13 protein-coding genes are annotated in these 16,150 nt (G+C 68.5%); 10 read left to right on the top strand and 3 right to left on the bottom strand.

What is annotated here, in order from left to right; all coding sequences use genetic code 11:
- The first annotated feature begins 53 nt into the window (after window positions 1-53).
- The 10 genes from U5817_RS12130 (at window position 54) to U5817_RS12085 (ending at window position 12,121) form a co-directional block, all read left to right on the top strand.
- On the top strand, window positions 54-1,553 hold the full coding sequence (locus tag U5817_RS12130) for a UbiD family decarboxylase (protein WP_407280914.1): 1,500 nt from the start codon (window positions 54-56) through the stop codon (window positions 1,551-1,553).
- Window positions 1,554-1,674: 121 nt separating this feature from the next.
- Window positions 1,675-2,319 carry a helix-turn-helix domain-containing protein gene (locus U5817_RS12125; RefSeq protein WP_407280913.1) on the top strand — a complete coding sequence of 215 codons (645 nt, stop codon included), beginning with the start codon at window positions 1,675-1,677 and terminating at the stop codon, window positions 2,317-2,319.
- A gap of 69 nt (window positions 2,320-2,388) precedes the next feature.
- Entirely contained in the window at window positions 2,389-3,558 is a 1,170-nt protein-coding gene (locus U5817_RS12120; protein ID WP_407280912.1) for an MFS transporter, read from the top strand.
- A 91-nt stretch (window positions 3,559-3,649) separates the two neighbouring features.
- The gene (locus U5817_RS12115; protein ID WP_407280911.1) at window positions 3,650-4,861 is read left to right on the top strand and encodes a cupin domain-containing protein; all 1,212 of its coding nucleotides are present in this window, start codon (window positions 3,650-3,652) and stop codon (window positions 4,859-4,861) included.
- A 35-nt stretch (window positions 4,862-4,896) separates the two neighbouring features.
- A complete protein-coding gene (locus U5817_RS12110; protein WP_407280909.1) occupies window positions 4,897-6,450 on the top strand; it encodes an ethanolamine ammonia-lyase reactivating factor EutA in 1,554 nt (517 codons plus the stop codon).
- Entirely contained in the window at window positions 6,447-7,493 is a 1,047-nt protein-coding gene (pip, locus tag U5817_RS12105; protein WP_407280908.1) for a prolyl aminopeptidase, read from the top strand. Before U5817_RS12110 ends, pip begins: the two co-directional genes overlap by 4 nt.
- On the top strand, window positions 7,490-8,545 hold the full coding sequence (locus U5817_RS12100) for an ABC transporter substrate-binding protein (RefSeq protein WP_407280906.1): 1,056 nt from the start codon (window positions 7,490-7,492) through the stop codon (window positions 8,543-8,545). The genes pip and U5817_RS12100 overlap by 4 nt, the downstream gene beginning before the upstream one ends.
- 56 nt (window positions 8,546-8,601) lie before the next feature.
- The gene (locus tag U5817_RS12095; protein ID WP_407280905.1) at window positions 8,602-9,402 is read left to right on the top strand and encodes a nickel transporter; all 801 of its coding nucleotides are present in this window, start codon (window positions 8,602-8,604) and stop codon (window positions 9,400-9,402) included.
- Between the two features lie 142 nt (window positions 9,403-9,544).
- Entirely contained in the window at window positions 9,545-10,342 is a 798-nt protein-coding gene (locus tag U5817_RS12090; protein ID WP_407280904.1) for an IclR family transcriptional regulator, read from the top strand.
- Between the two features lie 111 nt (window positions 10,343-10,453).
- Entirely contained in the window at window positions 10,454-12,121 is a 1,668-nt protein-coding gene (locus U5817_RS12085; protein ID WP_407280903.1) for an ethanolamine ammonia-lyase reactivating factor EutA, read from the top strand.
- Between the two features lie 144 nt (window positions 12,122-12,265).
- Here U5817_RS12085 and U5817_RS12080 read toward each other — a convergent pair whose 3' ends face one another.
- From U5817_RS12080 to U5817_RS12070, 3 genes are read right to left on the bottom strand one after another with little or no spacing between them, the layout of a single operon-like run.
- Window positions 12,266-13,348, bottom strand: coding sequence for a hypothetical protein (locus tag U5817_RS12080; RefSeq protein ID WP_040395822.1), 1,083 nt, complete (start codon window positions 13,346-13,348; stop codon window positions 12,266-12,268).
- Window positions 13,349-13,374: 26 nt separating this feature from the next.
- Window positions 13,375-15,045 (bottom strand): ethanolamine ammonia-lyase reactivating factor EutA, encoded by a 1,671-nt coding sequence (locus tag U5817_RS12075; protein WP_407280902.1) that lies wholly within the window; start codon window positions 15,043-15,045, stop codon window positions 13,375-13,377.
- On the bottom strand, window positions 14,997-16,064 hold the full coding sequence (locus tag U5817_RS12070; RefSeq protein ID WP_018992945.1) for an ABC transporter substrate-binding protein: 1,068 nt from the start codon (window positions 16,062-16,064) through the stop codon (window positions 14,997-14,999). The genes U5817_RS12075 and U5817_RS12070 overlap by 49 nt, the downstream gene beginning before the upstream one ends.
- Window positions 16,065-16,150: the final 86 nt, after the last annotated feature.

Here is a 16,150-nt window from a genome sequence, read left to right as displayed (position 1 = left end):
TTTCGAACGGCCGGGCCGGCCTTCGGCCCGGCTTCCACGCAGGAGAAGACCAAGTGAATGACAATGTGTTGAACAAGGTGGTCGGCGGCAACCAGGCGGGGCGCGAGCAGGACTGCCGGATCGATTACGAGGATCTACGCGGATGGATCGCCGAGGCGGAGAAGCTCGGCGAAATGCATGTGATCAAGGGCGCGACCTGGCAGAAGGAGATCGGCATGGCCGCCGACCTCGCGATGCATTCGGACGCCGCGCCGTGCGTGATCTTCGACGACGTGCCCGGCTGCGAGAAGGGCCATCGCGTGCTCGTGAATTTCTTTGGCGGACTCCGCAAGAACATGACGCTGGGGTTCCCGACGGACCTGTCCCGGCTTGAGCTGTCGCAGGCCTTCCTCGAGAACAGCCTGCGCGGCATGGAGCCGATCCCGCACGAGATCGTCGAGGACGGCCCGATCTTCGAGAACGTGCTGATGGGCGACGACATCGACATCACGAAGTTCCCGACGCCGCAATGGCACGAGCACGACGGCGGCCGCTACATCGGCACCGGCAGCTACAACATCACGATGGACCCGGACGAGAAGTGGCTCAACGCCGGCACCTACCGCGTGATGATCCAGGACAAGAAGACCGTCGGCTTCTACATCTCGCCGGGCAAGCACGGGCGCATCCATCGCGACAAGTACGAGGCGCGCGGCGAGCCGATGCCGACCGCGATCGTCGTCGGCGGCGATCCGCTGACCTTCCTGATGGCGTGCAGCGAGGTGCCGTACGGCGTATGCGAGTTCGACATGGTCGGCGCGCTGCGCGGCAAGGCGACGAAGATGGTGCGCGGCAAGGTCACCGGCATCCCGATCCCGGCCAACGCCGAGCTCGTCATCGAAGGTTACGTGCATCCGACGAAGCGCAAGAAGGAGGGGCCGTTCGGCGAGTGGACCGGCTATTACGCGAGCGACGTGCGCGAGGAGCCGGTGCTCGAGATCAAGGCGATCTACCATCGCAACAACCCGATCATCCTCGGCTGCCCGCCGCTGTGCCCGCCCGACGAGATGGCGCGCTACCGCGCGGTCACGCGCTCGGCGCTGCTCAAGCAGGAGATCGAGAAGGCCGGCGTGCCCGACATCACCGCGGCGTGGGCGCACGAATGCGGCGGCGCGCGCATGCTCCTCGCGGTGTCGATCAAGCAGCGCTATCCGGGCCACGTGAAGCAGGTCGGACACATCGCGAGCCAGTGCCACGTCGGCGCCTACGCGGGCAAGTATGTCGTCGTCGTCGATGACGACATCGATGCGTCGAACCTCGAGGAGGTGATGTGGGCGATGGTCACGCGCTCGGACCCGGCGACGTCGATCGACATCATCACGAACTCGTGGAGCACGCCACTCGACCCGCGCCTGACGCCCGAGGACCGCGAGAAAGGCAACTACACGAACTCGCGCGCGATCATCGACGCGTGCCGACCGTTCCACTGGCGCGACCGCTTCCCGCTGGTCAACAAGCTGAGCCCCGACGACCTGCGCGTCGCGCGCGAGAAGTTCGGCTACCTGCTCGGCTAAGCCGGGCCCGCAGTGCCGGGCGCTCGCCCGGCCGTTCCGCCCGCGCCGCCGTCTCCCCCGGCAGTGCGCGGGCGGACGCGGTCTACCGATCGAATCACTCCGGACGGATTTCGTATCGCATATGAAATCGCAGACGACGTTGATCGTGAGCGCAGCGCAGCGGGCCGAACTGGAGGCCTGGATCCGGTGCGGCGGCACGCCGCAGAAGCAGGCGTTGCGTGCGCGGATGATCCTGATGAGCGCCGACGGCGTGCCGACCGGCGAGATCGTGCGGCGGCTCGGCACGACGGTGCCGACGCTGAGCCGCTGGCGACGGCGCTATTGCGAGGCCGGGATCGAGGGCTTGAAGAAGGACAAGCCGCGCAAGCCGGGCCGTCCGCCGGTGCCGAAGGCGAAAGTCCGGCAGGTGCTTTCGCTGACGACGCAGCCACCACCGGACGGCGCCGCTCACTGGACCTGCCGCGGCATGGCGCGCGAGACCGGGCTGTCGACGTCGACGATCCACCACATCTGGAAAGCGGCCGGGATCGCGCCGCATCGTCCGGTGCGCGTGGCGCCGCCCGGCGCGTCGGCCGATGACAACACGTTTCTCGAATTCCTGGAATGGCTGGACCGGGAGAACGCGCGCGGCGATCTGCATCTGATCGTCGGTGACAAGGATGCTTGCGGCCACCCGACGGTCGGCGACTGGCTCGAACGGCATCCGCGTATCCACGTCCACGTCGTGGCCGACGCAGGCGGGACGCCGCTCAAGCCGTCGGAGTGAACGAGGCGGGCGCGACGAGTGCCGGCGACCCGGCGGCCCTGGCGGCGAAAGCCAACGGCAAGGAGGCACATGGGAATCCGCGTCGTCGTTGCGTTTGCGCTGCTGAACCAGATCGCTTTCAAGGGCAGCAAGATGCTCGTCGCGCTCCATGCGATCGAGCTCGGCGCGCGCCCGTTTTCGCTCGGACTGCTGATTTCTGCGTATGCGTGCGTGCCGTTGCTGCTGTCGATCCACGCGGGGCGCGTGTCGGACCGGTTCGGCGTGCGTCGGCCGATGATCGCCGGCTCGTTCGGCATCGCCGCGGGCCTGCTGCTGCCGGTTGCGATGCCCGCGCTGCCGGCGCTGTATGCGTCGGCGACGCTGATCGGCATCGCGAACGTGTACTTCCACGTGGCAGCGCACAAGCTCGTCGGCTCGCTCGGAGACGGCATGACGCGCACGCACAACTTCGGCCTGTTCAGCCTCGGCGCCGCGGTGTCGGGGTGCGTCGCGCCGCTCGTCGTCGGCGGCGCGATCGATGCGCGCGGCCACGTCGCGGCCTATCTGCTGCTAGGCGCAGTGTGCGTGCTGCCCGGCTTTCTTCTTCTCGGTCGCGAATGGGGGGGCGCGACGCCGCACGCGGCGCGCGACGCCGAGGGCACGGGCGGCGTATTCGCACTGCTATCCGACGCGGATCTGCGCCGCACCTACGTCGTCAGCGGCCTGGTCCTTACCGGCGTCGAGCTCTTCGGCTTCTATGCGCCCGTCTATGGCAAATCGCTCGGCTTTTCCGCATCCGCGATCGGCGTGCTGCTCGCGACGCAGGCGGCCGCGGCTTTCGTCGTCAGGCTGTGGATGCCGCGGTTCGCCGGGCGCTTCGGCGAGGAGCCCGTGCTCGCGGCGTCGCTGCTCGTCGCTGCCGCCACTTACCTGCTGTTTCCGCTGTTCGATGATCTCGTGGTGCTCATGGCGATCGCGTTCGTGCTCGGTCTGGGACTCGGCTGCGGGCAGCCGCTGTCGGTCGTGCTGACCTACAACCGCTCGCCCGCAGGCCGGGCCGGCGAAGCGCTCGGTCTGCGCGTGACCGTCAACAAGGCCACGCAGATCCTCATCCCGGCGGTGTTCGGTTCGCTCGGCGCCGCGACCGGCGTGCTGCCGGTGTTCTGGGGCAGCGCCGCGCTGCTGGTGATCGGCGGATGGCTGTGCGCGCGCGGCGGCGGACGTCGCGCGAACGAACACAGAAAGAGTTCCGGTATATGAAACATCGGTCCATTTTATTGAATCGGCCGATTTTGCGATGTTAAAGTCGTCCGGGATATCCGATCACAGATGCTGCACACCGGAGAACGACATGCCGCATGACAAGAGCCTCGCCCACTGGCACGAACCCGCCGGCAACCGCAAGGCCGGCTTCGGCAAATTCAGGAAGCAGCCGACGCCGTACGACTCCTTCATGGAGTCGGAGGGGATTCCGGTGTTTCGCGACATCGGCATCAGCAAGGTGCAGAACCTGCCGCTCATGCCGTGGAAACGTACCGGCGGCCGCGGCCATTTCATCCAGCTGTATGGCACGGAGACGAAGTGGGGCTGCTACGTCGTCGAGGTGCCGCCAGGCGGCGCGCTGAACCCCGAAAAGCACATGTACGAGGAAATCTTTCTCGTCGTCGAAGGGCGTGGCACGACCGAGGTCTGGCTCGAAGGCGACGGCCGCAAGCACGTCTTCGAATGGCAGCAGGGCTCGATGTTCTCGATCCCGATGAACGCCTGGCATCGCATCGTCAACGCGACCTCGGGCGGCGCGCTGCTGCTCGCCGGCACGACGGCGCCGAACGTGCTGAACCAGCTCAACAACGTCGCGGCGGTGTTCGACAACCCGTTCGTGTTCCGCGACCGCTTCAGCGGCGCCGACGACTTCTACAAGCCGAACGACGACATCGAGACGGATCCGGTCCGCGGGCTCGCGATGCGCCGCACGAACTTCATTCCCGACATCGCGCGGTGCGATCTGCCGCTCGACAACCGTCGCTCGCCGGGCTATCGGCGGGTCGAGCCGTTCATGACGAACAACTGTTTCTACTACTGGATCGGCGAGCATGAGAACGGGCGCTACTCGAAAGCGCATGCGCACACGTCGGCCGCGGTGCTGATCTGCGTGAAGGGCAAGGGCTACACCTACACCTGGCCCGAGCGGCTCGGCGTCAATCCGTGGCAGGACGGCAAGGCCGACGAAGTGCGCCGCGTCGACTACGAGCCGGTCGGCCTGGTCACCGCGGCGCCGGGCGGCGCGCGCTGGTACCACCAGCACTTCGGCGTCGGCGAGGAGGGGTTCCGGCTGACCGCGTGGTTTGGTCCGCACAACCCGGGGCGCGACCCGGGCGCGCCCGGCGCGGAGCACACCGACTACACCGCGATCGACGTCGATGAGGGCGGCACCGCGATTCCGTACTGGCTCGAGGACCCGTATATCCGCGACGAGTACGAGCGCACGCTGAAGAACGCCGGCATCGCGAGCCGCATGGACCCGGCGTGGTACGTGCGCCCGGCCGGGGCGGCGGCGAAATAGGGCGAGCGCTCGTAGACGGCACGGAGGTTTTCGGCATGCGCGATCCGGCGGGCGGCAGGGTGTTCTTCAGCAGCGTCAGGCGCAGCCTCGAAGTCGAGGACGAGATCCGGCTGCTCAGCGTCGGCGTCGACATCGGCTCGTCGACGTCGCACCTGACGTTCTCGCGCCTCGTGCTCGAACGGCTCGACAACCGCTACGTCGTCGCCGAGCGCTCGATCGACTACGAGTCCGCGGTGCTGCTGACGCCCTACGCCGACGACATGACGATCGACGCGACGGAACTCGGCTGCTTCATCCGGCGCCAATATGCGCTCGCCGGCATCGAGTCGTCGGCGATCGACACCGGCGCGCTGATCCTGACCGGCGTCGCGGTGCGGCGGCACAACGCGCGAGCGATCGGCGAGCTCTTCGCCGCGCAGGCGGGGAAGTTCGTATCGGTCAGCGCCGGCGACGCGCTCGAGACGACGCTCGCGGCATACGGCTCCGGCGCGGTCGCGCGCTCGATCCGCGACGGCGTGCGCGTCATGAACGTCGATATCGGCGGCGGGACGTCGAAGATCGCGGTCTGCGACGGCGGTGCGGTCGTCGACCTGACGGCGATCGACGTCGGCGCGCGCATCGTCGCGTTCGATGAGCAAGGGCGCGTGCGGCGCATCGAGGAGGCCGGCCGGCGCTTCGCGAGCGAGGCGGGGCTCGCGCTCGAGCTCGGCGAGCGGGTCGATCCGGCGGGGCTGCAGCGGATGGCCGAGATCATGGCCGACCGGCTCTTCGAGGCGATCGACGGCGCCGCGGCGAGCGCCGGGACCGCACGCCTGCTGCGCCTCGCGCCGCTCGCGCCGGGGCGCAAACCGGACGTCGTGACGTTTTCCGGCGGCGTGTCCGAATACGTCTACCGGCGCGAGAGCGGCTCGTACGGCGATCTCGGCGCAGCGCTCGCGGATGCCGTGCTGCGGCGGGTCGGCGCGTGGGGGCCGTGCGTCGCGCGCCCCGACGAAGGCATCCGCGCGACCGTCGTCGGCGCGTCGCAATACACCGTCCAGGTCAGCGGCGGCACGATCTTCGTCGCGCCCGCCGACACGCTGCCGGTGAGGAACGTCCCGGTCGTCGTTCCCGACCTGCCGCTCGACGACGAGCGCCTCGATGCGGAGGCGATCGCCGACGCGACGCGGCACTCGCTGCGCCGGCTCGATCTCGACGACGGCAGCCGCGCCGTCGCGATCTGCTATCGCTGGCGCGGCTCGGCGACCTTCGGCCGGCTCGACGCGTTCTGTCGCGGTCTGCTCGCCGGGCTCGCACCGCTCATCGACGGCGGCCTGCCGCTGATCCTCGTCGGTGATGGCGACGTCGGCGGCCTGGTCGGCATTCATTGCCGTGAGGAGCTGCGCGTGCCGAACCCGGTCGTCTCGATCGACGGGATCACCGTCGCCGAGTTCGACTTCATCGACATCGGCGCGCTGCTCGAGACTTCCGGCGCGGTGCCGGTGGTCGTCAAGTCGCTGGTGTTTCCGGCGTCGAGCGCTGTCGGCCGGCCGTCGAGCGGGGCCGGCGCGGCGGCGGCCGAGCCGCAGCGGCCGTGGGTGTCGGCATGAGCTGGGATTCCGTGCCCGCATCGGCGGCCGTCGCGCTTTATCCGCCGGTCGCGGCCCACGATGCGGGCTTCCTCGACGTCGGCGACGGCCATCGGATCTACTGGGAGGTCGGCGGCAACCCGCTCGGGCGGCCGGCCCTGTATCTGCACGGCGGACCGGGGGGCGCGGCGACGGCCGACGCGCGGCGCTTCTTCGACGCGGCGCGCTATCGCATCGTACTGTTCGATCAGCGCGGCTGTGGGCGCTCCGAGCCGCGCGACCGGCTCGAGGCGAACACGACCGCGCACCTGATCGGCGACATCGAAAAGCTGCGCGAGGCGCTGGCGATCGACCGGTGGCTGGTGTTCGGCGGCTCGTGGGGCGCGACGCTCGCGCTCGCGTACGCGCAGCGATATCCGACGCGGGTCGCCGCGCTGGTGCTGCGCGCGGTCTTCCTCGGCCGGCAGCGCGAGCTCGACTGGCTGTATGCGCTCGGCGCGTCGCAGCGCTTTCCCGACGCCTGGGAACGATTCGTCGCGCCGATTCCCGCGCGCGAACGCGACGACTTCGTCGGCGCCTACCACCGCCGCGTCGCGAGCGCCGATCCCGCGGTCGCACTGCCGGCGGCGCGCGCATGGTGCGCCTGGGAGGATGCGTTGATCGCCGGCGGGCAGCGGCCTGCCGCGACGACGGACGCCGACGACGCGGCGCTGCTGACGCTCGCGCGGATCGAGACCCATTATTTCGTTCATCGCGCCTTCATCGAAGAAGGCGAGCTGCTCGCGGGCGTGCACCGCCTCGCCGGCATTCCCGGCGTCGTCGTGCAGGGGAGCGCCGATGCGGTGACGCCACCGGCCGCCGCGTGGGAGCTGTGCCGCGCGTGGCTGGGCGCGACGCTCGTCGTCGTCCCCTGCGAAGGTCATTCGTCGAGCGAGCCCGGCATTCAGCGTTCGCTCGTCGCCGCGACCGATCGGTTTTGCGGTGCTGACGTCGGAGTCCATCGAGCATACGGCCGCGACCTGGACACGGGCGCCGGCAGCCATTACCGGAGGAGAAAAAAATGAGCTGGCTTGGAGAATTCAGAATCTGGTCGCGCGTTGCAGTGACCGCCGCGCTCGCATGGGCGACGGTCGCCGGCGCGCAGTCGGGCGCGGCGAACGAACCGATCTATATGTACCGCGGCGACGATCGTGCGGCGCGCCTCGTCGACAAGGCGAAGGCGGAAGGCAAGCTCGTGCTGTATACGTCGCTAGCGACAACCGAGTCGCTTCCGCTGACGCAGGCGTTCGAGAAGAAGTACGGCATCAAGGTCGAAATGTGGCGCGCGGTCAGCGAGAAAGTCGTGCAAAGGACCGTCGCCGAGGCGCAAGGCAAGCGCTTCGCCGTCGACGTCGTCGAAACGAACGGCCCCGAGCTCGAGATGCTGACGCGCGAAAAGCTGCTGTCGGAGTTCTACAGCCCGTATCTCGCCGATTTGCCTGCATCCGCATTGCCGGCTCATCGGCAGTGGGTGTCGGATCGCGTGAATTTCTTCGTCGTCGCGTACAACACGACGAAAGTGCGACGCGACGAGTTGCCGCGCAGCTACGAAGGTTTCGCCGACCCGAAATGGAAGGGGCGGATCGGCATCGAAGCCACCGACCACGAGTGGCTCGCGACCCTCGTCAAGCATTGGGGCAAGGACAAAGGCATGGCGTTCTTCCGCCGCCTGGCGGACCTGAAGCCGGACGTGCGCAAGGGGCACACGCTGCTGTCCGAGCTCGTCGCGGCGGGCGAGGTGCCGGTCGGGCTGACCGTCTACAACACCTATGCGGAATCGATGAAGCGGCGCGGCGGGCCGGTCGACTGGGTGCCGGTCGAGCCGGTCGTCGGGCGCCCGCAAGGGGTCGCGGTCGCACGCAACGCGCCGCATCCGTATGCGGCGCTGCTGTTCGCCGACTTCCTGCTGTCGCCCGAAGGGCAGGAGCTGTTCAACTCGATGGGGCGCGTGCCGGTGAGCCGCAAGGTCAAGACCGAGCTCAACGACTTCACCTACACGATGGTCGATCCCGCGACCGTGCTCGACGAGGCGCAGGTGTGGGAAAAAACGTGGAACGAGCTGTTCCTGGGGCAATGAAACCGGTGCGCCGGCCGCTTCGGCGCGCGCAGCAATTCTGAAAAAGGGGCATGCACATGGACACGTTGCCGCACGAAATGTTCGGGCTGACCGTCGTGGTATTTCTGCTCGGGTTGAAGCACGGCATGGACCCCGACCATCTGGCGACGATCGATGGGCTGACGCGATTCAACCTGCGAACGAAGCCGCGCCTGTCGCGCTGGTCGGGTTTCCTGTTTTCGCTCGGTCACGGCGTCGTCGTGACCGCGGTCGCGGCCGCCGTCGCGGTCGCGGCGCAGCAGTGGTCGGCGCCCGACTGGCTCGAGGACGTCGGCGCGTGGATCTCGATCCTGTTCCTGCTCGGTCTCGGCGGCGCGAACCTGTGGGCGGTGTTCCAGGCGCCGTGCGGCGAAGTCGTGCACCCGGTCGGGTTCAAGGGGCGTCTGCTCGGGCGCCTCGGCGAGGCGAGCCACCCGGTCGTCATCGCCTTCGTCGGCGCCGCGTTCGCGCTGTCGTTCGACACGCTGAGCCAGGCGGCGCTGTTTTCGCTGACGGCGTCGTCCCTCGCCGGCTGGCTCTATTCGGCGGCGCTGGGCATCGTGTTCATGCTCGGCATGATGGTCACCGACGGCGTCAACGGCCTGTGGATCGCGCGGCTGCTGCGGGCCGCGGACCGGCGCGCGCTGATCGTGTCGCGCGTCATGGGACTCGTCATCGCGTTCCTGAGCCTCGGCATCGCGTTGCTGGGCATCGCCAGATATTTCGTGCCGACGGTGGCTACCCTCGTCGAGGGCGCCGGCATTGCGATCACCGCGGCCTTGCTCGCGATGCTGTTCGTGAGCTTCAAGCTCGCGATCCGGCTGTCGAAGCCGGCCTAGCCGGCAGCTATCGAAGACATCCGTTCGCCCTGAGCCCGTCGAAGGGCTCAGCCCGAACGGTAGCGAATTGGCGGGTTGATAACGCAATCCGGCTCGGCGACTGATACGATGTGTTCCGTATATAAGCATGGAGTTCTGATACATGGAACACAACACGAAACGCGCGCGCAAGGAAGGTTCCGACAAGCGGCTGTCCTCGGTCGCCAATGCGATACGCCTGCTGAAGGCGTTTTCGGACGACGACTACGAGATCGGCGTCACGCAGCTCGCGCGGCAGTTGCTGCTGGCGAAGAGCACGGTGCACCGGCTCGCATCGACGCTGATCGAGGCGGGCATGCTCGAACAGAACGTCGAGAGCGGCAAGTACCGGCTGGGGCTCGCCGTCTTCGAGCTCGGCGCGCTCGTGCGGCGCCGGATGGACTATTCGACGGAGGCGCGGCCGTATCTGATGAAGCTGCGCGAGCAGAGCGGCGAGACGGTGCATCTGGCGATCCGCGACGAGGCGGCGATCGTCTACATCAACTATCTGGAAAGCCGCCAGGCGATCCGAATGAGTACCGAGCTCGGGATGCGCAAGCCGGCGCACTGTACCGCGGAGGGCAAGGCGTTGCTGGCGTTCCAGCCGGACGAGGTCGTCGGGCGGCTGATCGACGGGGGGCTCGTCGCGCGCACGCCGAAGACGACGACCACGCCCGCCGCGCTGCGCAAGGAGCTCGCCGCGGTGCGTTCGCGCGGCTACGCGACCGACGACGAGGAATGCGAGCTCGGCATGCGCTGCATCGCGGCGCCAGTGCGCGACCACGGCGGGGCGGTCATCGCGGCCGTCGGCGTCGCCGGCCCGACGCAGCGGCTGACGAAGAAGAAACTCGCCGCGCTCGCGCCCGACGTGATGGCTGCTGCGGCGGCGGTTTCGCTGCGGCTCGGCTACGGGCCGCGCTGAGGAAGTCGTATCGATTGTGTCGTAGCTGGCCCGCGAGCAGTTTCGACGGAATCGGGAGGTGATATGCGCCCTACGCTCTGCACAGTGTTCAACGAACGGAGGGTTAGTCCAGTGAGCGACGAAGAGCGCGACGCGCGATGGATCCATCGCATCGAGGATCACCGCTACGGCGAGGACCTCGATCACCATCACGACGAAGGCGGGGACCACGACCACGATCACGACCACCTCGGCGCGGACGGGCTCGACGCGCACGACGCGATGTGGCAGCAGGATCACGTCGCGCTCGTCAGCGTCGGCATCGACATCGGCTCGTCGGGCACGCAGGTGATCTTTTCGCGGATCGCGCTGCGCCGGCTTGCCGAGGAGCTGTCGAGCCGCTACGTCGTCGTGGCGCGCGACGCGCTCTATCAGTCGCCGATCACGCTGACGCCGTACCAGAGCGCCGAGCGCATCGACGAGGCGGCGCTCGGCGCGATCATCGACGAAGCCTATGCGGCGGCGCGGCTGCATCCCGACGACGTCGATACCGGCGTCGTGATCCTGACCGGCGAGGCGCTGCGGCGCGACAACGCCGAGGCGATCGCCGGCGTGCTCGCCGAAACCGGCGGCGAATTCGTCTGCGCGACCGCCGGCCATCACATGGAGGCGAAGCTCGCCGCGTACGGTTCGGGCGCGGTCGGCGCGTCGCGCGACGGCGCAAGGCGCATCCTCAACGTTGACATCGGTGGCGGCACGACGAAGCTGGCGCTCGTCGAGAACGGGCGGATTCTCGCGACGGCGGCGCTGCACGTTGGCGGGCGGCTGCAGGTGGTCGACGACGACGACCAACGCATCGTCCGGCTCGATCCGGGCGGCGAGCGGCTCGCCGCGGAGGCCGGCTACGCGTGGCGGGTCGGGGTGCGCGCGGAGCGCTCCGACATGTCGCGGGTCGCCGAAACGATGGCGCGCATCGTCCTCGAGTCCGTCGTCGGGCGGCCGTCGCGCGACTGCGTCGAGCGCTTCTATCTGACCGAGCCGCTGCCCGATCTCGGCGTGCTCGACGGCGTGATGTTCTCCGGCGGCGTCGGCGAGTACGTGTACCAGCGCGAGCAGTGCGACTTCGGCGACCTGGCGCTGCTGCTCGGCGCTGCGCTGCGGCACCGGCTCGACACCGGCGCGATGCCGTGGCCGCTGCTGCCGCCGGGCGAATGCATCCGCGCGACCGCCCTGGGGGCCTCCGAATACACCGTGCAGCTGAGCGGCAACACCGTCTACATCTCCGATCCGCGCGAGCTGCTGCCGCGCCGGAACCTGCAGGTGCTGCAGCCCGCGTGCGATTTCGGCGACGCGATCGATCCGGAGCGCGTCGCGCGTGAAATCCGCGCGCATTTCGCGGCCTTCGATCTCGCCGAGGGCGAACGCGAGGTCGCGCTCGCGCTGCGCTGGCGCGGCGCGCCGTCGTATTCGCGCGTGGCGGCGCTCGCCGCGGGGATCGTGCGCGGCCTCGCGAACACCGTCGCGCGCGGGTTACCGATCTACCTGATCCTCGACGGCGACGTTGCGCAGACGCTCGGGGGCTTGCTGCGCGACGAGCTCGGCGTCGCGAGCGAGGTGCTCGTGATCGACGGCGTGGTGTTGTGGGATTTCGATTACATCGATCTGGGCCGTATCCGGATGCCCTCGCAGACGGTGCCGGTGACGATCAAGTCGCTGGTGTTCAACGAGGCTCCGCCCGCGGCGGCGACGCAGCGGCACCGCCACCCGCATCGTCACGCGTATCGACCGCGGAGGCGGTGAGCCGGGCAGAGCAATCGCACGGACGTAGGGCGGGAAAGCCGAAGGCGCATCCTGCCAACCCACGGTGGAGCGGAGCCCGGCCGCCGCGTGGCGGGAGGCGCTTCGCTTTCCAGCCCTACGAATGCCGGTCCAGCCCCTGGAGTGCTACAAGAACGCCGACATCCGCACCGTGACGCCCGCTTTGCGTGTCGCTTCCTCGTACATCTGTTGGACGCGCGGATTCTGGTCGGCATATTCGATCTGGTCGCCGCCGTTCTTGAGGCTCGTCGACACGCCGCCGAACAGCGACTTGCGTTTGCTTTCGGTGAAGGGGTAGCGCAGGCTGCCGTACGCGGTTGCGAGGTAGCGCGCCGGCTCCGGGCACGCGTTGAAATGCTGGTGGAACATCTGGTCCGGCGGCGCGAAGACCGTGCCGTGCTGCCAGTCGACGCGGTGGAAGTCGGGCTCGCCGTCGTACCACAGCAGCGAGTAGCCGGTGCCGGTCACGCACATCACGTGGAAGTCGGCGCCGTGGCGGTGCGCCTTCTTGTAGGTGCCGACCGGCATCTCGGAGATGTGCGCGTGCATCGTGCCGTCGGCGAGGATGAACATGATGTTCGTGCCGCCGGCGCCGCGGTCGCCCCAGGGCTTGAGCTCGATCGACGCGAGGTCGGGCACGAAGTTCGTTTCCCACATGTGGTTGCCGGGACGCACCGGAATGAAGTCGCCTTCGCCGTCGAAATACTTCGCGCTGCCGATGCGCTCGTCGAAGTTGAAGTTGTTCTCGAAGATGAACGCCTCGTTGTGGAACATGTTCATGACGGCCGGCAGGCTCGTCGTCGACACCAGCCGCGCGGGCTCCGAGCCGCTGCCGTTGAAGTGGCGGTATTTCGCGTTCAGCGGGATCGCGAACATGCTGCGCGGCCCCCATTCGAACATGTGCTTGCGGCCGTCGGGCGTCTCGATCGTCGTGCTGCCGCGCCCCGACAGCACATAGACGACTTCCTCGTACAGGTGGCGCTGCGGCGCGGTCGCTTTCGACGGCGCGATCTCGAGCACGAACATGCTGATGAAGTCGCCGCGCCCCTTCAGGTGCACCGCAGCGCCCTGCGCGTCGAAGCGTGCCCAGGGCCGAGTCTCGACCTGGAAGAGATCGACCCCGAAATCCTCGGTGATCGGCAGACCCTCCTTCTTCACCCAATCGAGGTAAGAGTCGACCATAACCTTCGGTGTAGCGGTGCTGTCCATGTTGTCTTCCTTTTCGCTCAGTGAAATCAGTGAATCGAATAACGGGCGCCGGTGTTCGGGCGATCCGCGGGATGCGCGCCGTTGCCGCCCGCGAACAGCAACGACTTGATCATGATCGGCACGACGTGGCTCGGCTCGATCACTTCGCCGATGTCGACGAAGTCGAGCTCGCGCAGCTGGATGCCGTCGATCGATACGATCGGCCGCGCGACGGCGAGCTCGTGCTCGAGGATGTGGCCGAGCGTCTTGCCGATGTCGCCGTCGCTGATCAGGATCAGCGGCGCCCGGCATCCGGACGTGCCGCCGATCGCCGTGGCGATGCCTTCGGCGAGATGGCGCAGTCGCGCATAGAGCGGATCGCCGCGCCACCGCAGCGCGATCGCGACCGGCGCGCCGGGCTCCGCGTGCGCGCGGGCGAGCGCGGCAGCCACAGCGCTCGCGACCGCCCGGGCGGGCAGCGCGCCGTCGGCCGGCAGCGCCGGGAACAGCACCGGCACGTTGTGGACCGGCAGCGCCGCCGCCCCCGACAGATGGATCGTCTTGCCGCTGACCTGCATCGAGAACTGCGACGCGCCGATCACGGTCGCGCGGATGCCGTGCCCGGTGTCGCGTAGCGGCGGCAGGATGCGGTCGGCGCCGAACGCATCGCCGATCCGGTCGGCGAGCGGCCGGGCGATGTCGCCGAACTGCGCGGTCTCGCGGCCGTAGAGGTATTCCGACACGCCGCCCGAAAACGTGATCATGTCGGGCGCGCCGGCGCCGGGCAGCGCTTCGGTCAGCAGCAGCTCGCGGGCGAGCCCCGCGGGCGGGCGCTGCCGCAGCATCGAGACCGCGACGTCGGCGAGCGCGGCGACCACGCGTTCGAGCTCATCCGGCGCCGGACGCCGTCCGAGACGCAGCTCGATGCCGAGTGCCTGGGCGACGACGCGCGCGGCCTCGTCGATGCGCGTGAGCCGGCCCTGCGGGTCGAACGCGATCAGCCGGCCGCCGACCGCGAACGCGCAGGTGTGCAGGATCTCGCCGTTGCGGATCAGCGCCAGCTTCGTCGTGCCGCCGCCGATGTCGACGTTCAGCACCGTCGCGCCGGCTTCGCGCGACAGCGCGACAGCGCCGGAGCCGTGGGCGGCGAGCACGCATTCGAGATGGTGCCCGGCCGACGCGCAGACGAACTTGCCGGCATCGGCGGCGAAGAGCTCGGCGATTGCCTGCGCGTTGCGCTTCTTGATCGCCTCGCCGGTGAGCATCACCGCGCCGCTGTCGATGTCCCGGCGCGAGACGCCCGCCTGCTCGTAGCAGTCGTCGATGAAGGCGCCGAGCGCGGCGGCGTCGATCGTGTCGTCGGCGAGAAACGGCGTCAGCAGGATCGGCGAGCGCCACAGCATCTTGCGGTCGACGACGACGAACTGGCTCGACAACAGCTGCGTCTTCCGCTGCAGCCGCACGCGCGAGAACATCAGGTGCGACGTCGAGCTGCCGATGTCGATGCCGACCGTCGTCAGCTCGACGTTGTCGACTTTCCAGATGAACTCGGTGATCGCGCCGCGCTCGCCGATCGACAGCTCGTGGATGTGCTCCCCGTCGCCGTCGTGCAGCCTCAGCGCCGGAGCCCCGGCGCTGTCGTGAAGGCGATCCAGGTTGAATGCCCCCGTCACGGCGCGGCCCGCTTCGTGACGACGTCTTCGTAGGTCTTCAGCCATTTCTCGTTCATGTCGAGCGCGAGCGCCGGATCGATGAACTTCAGCGGCTGGCGCGCGAGCGGCGCGTCGATCTTGCGGCTCGTCGGCACGTAGTTGCGGCTGAACGAGATCTGCTGCGCTTCGCCCAGCATGTAGTCGTAGAAGAGCAGCGCCGCGTGCGGGTGCGGCGAGGTCTTCAGCACGCCGACGCTGCGCAGCTGCGCGACGATCGGCTGCATGACGAACCAGTCGATCGCCGCCCCTTTCTGCTTCAGCTGCTCGGGCTTGTTGTTGTAGATCGTCAGGCCCAGCGGCACTTCGCCGGCCGCGACGAGGTTCGTCAGCAGCGTGTGGCCCTTGCGCACCGACAGGCCGTTGGTCGCGACGAGCTCCTTGAACAGCTTGTGCGTGGCCTCCTCGCCGAGCTCCTGCGCGAGCGCCGCGAACCACGCCTGGTCGTCGGACTCGATGCCGAGCCGGCCCTTCCATTTCGGGTCGAGCAGGTCGTGGAACGTCTTCGGCAGATCCTCCTTGCGGATCTTCTCGGTGTTGTAGGCCTGCACGAAGACGTCGAGCGTGTGGCCGGCCCACTCGCCGTGCGCCGGCACCGCCTGCGGCATCAGGTCGGCGAACTGGGGCGAGCGCACGCGCTGCAGCAGTTTTTCGCGGTGCAGCGCTTCCATCTCGGGCGCATTGTTCTCGACGACGTCGGCTTCGAAGCGCCCGGCGCGGGTTTCGCTGACGACGCGCCGCAGCACGTTCTCGGAGCTCGAACGCCACAGCTTCACCTTGATGCCGTACTTCCTGCTGAACGCATCGACGATCGGCGCGATGTCCTCGCCGGTCATCGATTCGTAGACGACGAGCTCGCCTTCCTTCTTCGCGCCGTCGACGAGCCGCTGCTGCCGGCTCGGACCTTCGAGCTGCGCGATTTCGGCGATCGCGCCGTCGGACGGCGCCGGCTGCGCGAACGCGGCTTGCGACATGGGTAACGCGAGCAGCGACCAAACGAGATACGAGCTGCGGAATAGGCGGTTCATGCGTACTCCTCGATCATCAGACAGGGCGGTTGAAATCGGCGGAAAGCCGTAGCGCGAAAGGGTGCTGCGCACGACGCTTCGCTAGC

The sequence above is a fragment of the Aromatoleum evansii genome (assembly GCF_045689615.1).
Lineage (GTDB): Bacteria > Pseudomonadota > Gammaproteobacteria > Burkholderiales > Rhodocyclaceae > Aromatoleum > Aromatoleum evansii.
This window is presented reverse-complemented; position numbering and strand designations above follow the sequence as displayed.

Excerpts from the sequence above, each read along its gene's own strand:
- U5817_RS12125 (WP_407280913.1), top strand. The coding sequence starts at position 1,675 with ATGAAATCGCAGACGACGTTGATCGTGAGCGCAGCGCAGCGGGCCGAA.
- U5817_RS12120 (WP_407280912.1), top strand. The coding sequence starts at position 2,389 with ATGGGAATCCGCGTCGTCGTTGCGTTTGCGCTGCTGAACCAGATCGCT.
- U5817_RS12115 (WP_407280911.1), top strand. The coding sequence starts at position 3,650 with ATGCCGCATGACAAGAGCCTCGCCCACTGGCACGAACCCGCCGGCAAC.
- U5817_RS12110 (WP_407280909.1), top strand. The coding sequence starts at position 4,897 with ATGCGCGATCCGGCGGGCGGCAGGGTGTTCTTCAGCAGCGTCAGGCGC.
- pip (WP_407280908.1), top strand. The coding sequence starts at position 6,447 with ATGAGCTGGGATTCCGTGCCCGCATCGGCGGCCGTCGCGCTTTATCCG.
- U5817_RS12100 (WP_407280906.1), top strand. The coding sequence starts at position 7,490 with ATGAGCTGGCTTGGAGAATTCAGAATCTGGTCGCGCGTTGCAGTGACC.
- U5817_RS12095 (WP_407280905.1), top strand. The coding sequence starts at position 8,602 with ATGGACACGTTGCCGCACGAAATGTTCGGGCTGACCGTCGTGGTATTT.
- U5817_RS12090 (WP_407280904.1), top strand. The coding sequence starts at position 9,545 with ATGGAACACAACACGAAACGCGCGCGCAAGGAAGGTTCCGACAAGCGG.
- U5817_RS12080 (WP_040395822.1), bottom strand. The coding sequence starts at position 13,348 with ATGGACAGCACCGCTACACCGAAGGTTATGGTCGACTCTTACCTCGAT.
- U5817_RS12075 (WP_407280902.1), bottom strand. The coding sequence starts at position 15,045 with ATGGCTGAAGACCTACGAAGACGTCGTCACGAAGCGGGCCGCGCCGTG.
- U5817_RS12070 (WP_018992945.1), bottom strand. The coding sequence starts at position 16,064 with ATGAACCGCCTATTCCGCAGCTCGTATCTCGTTTGGTCGCTGCTCGCG.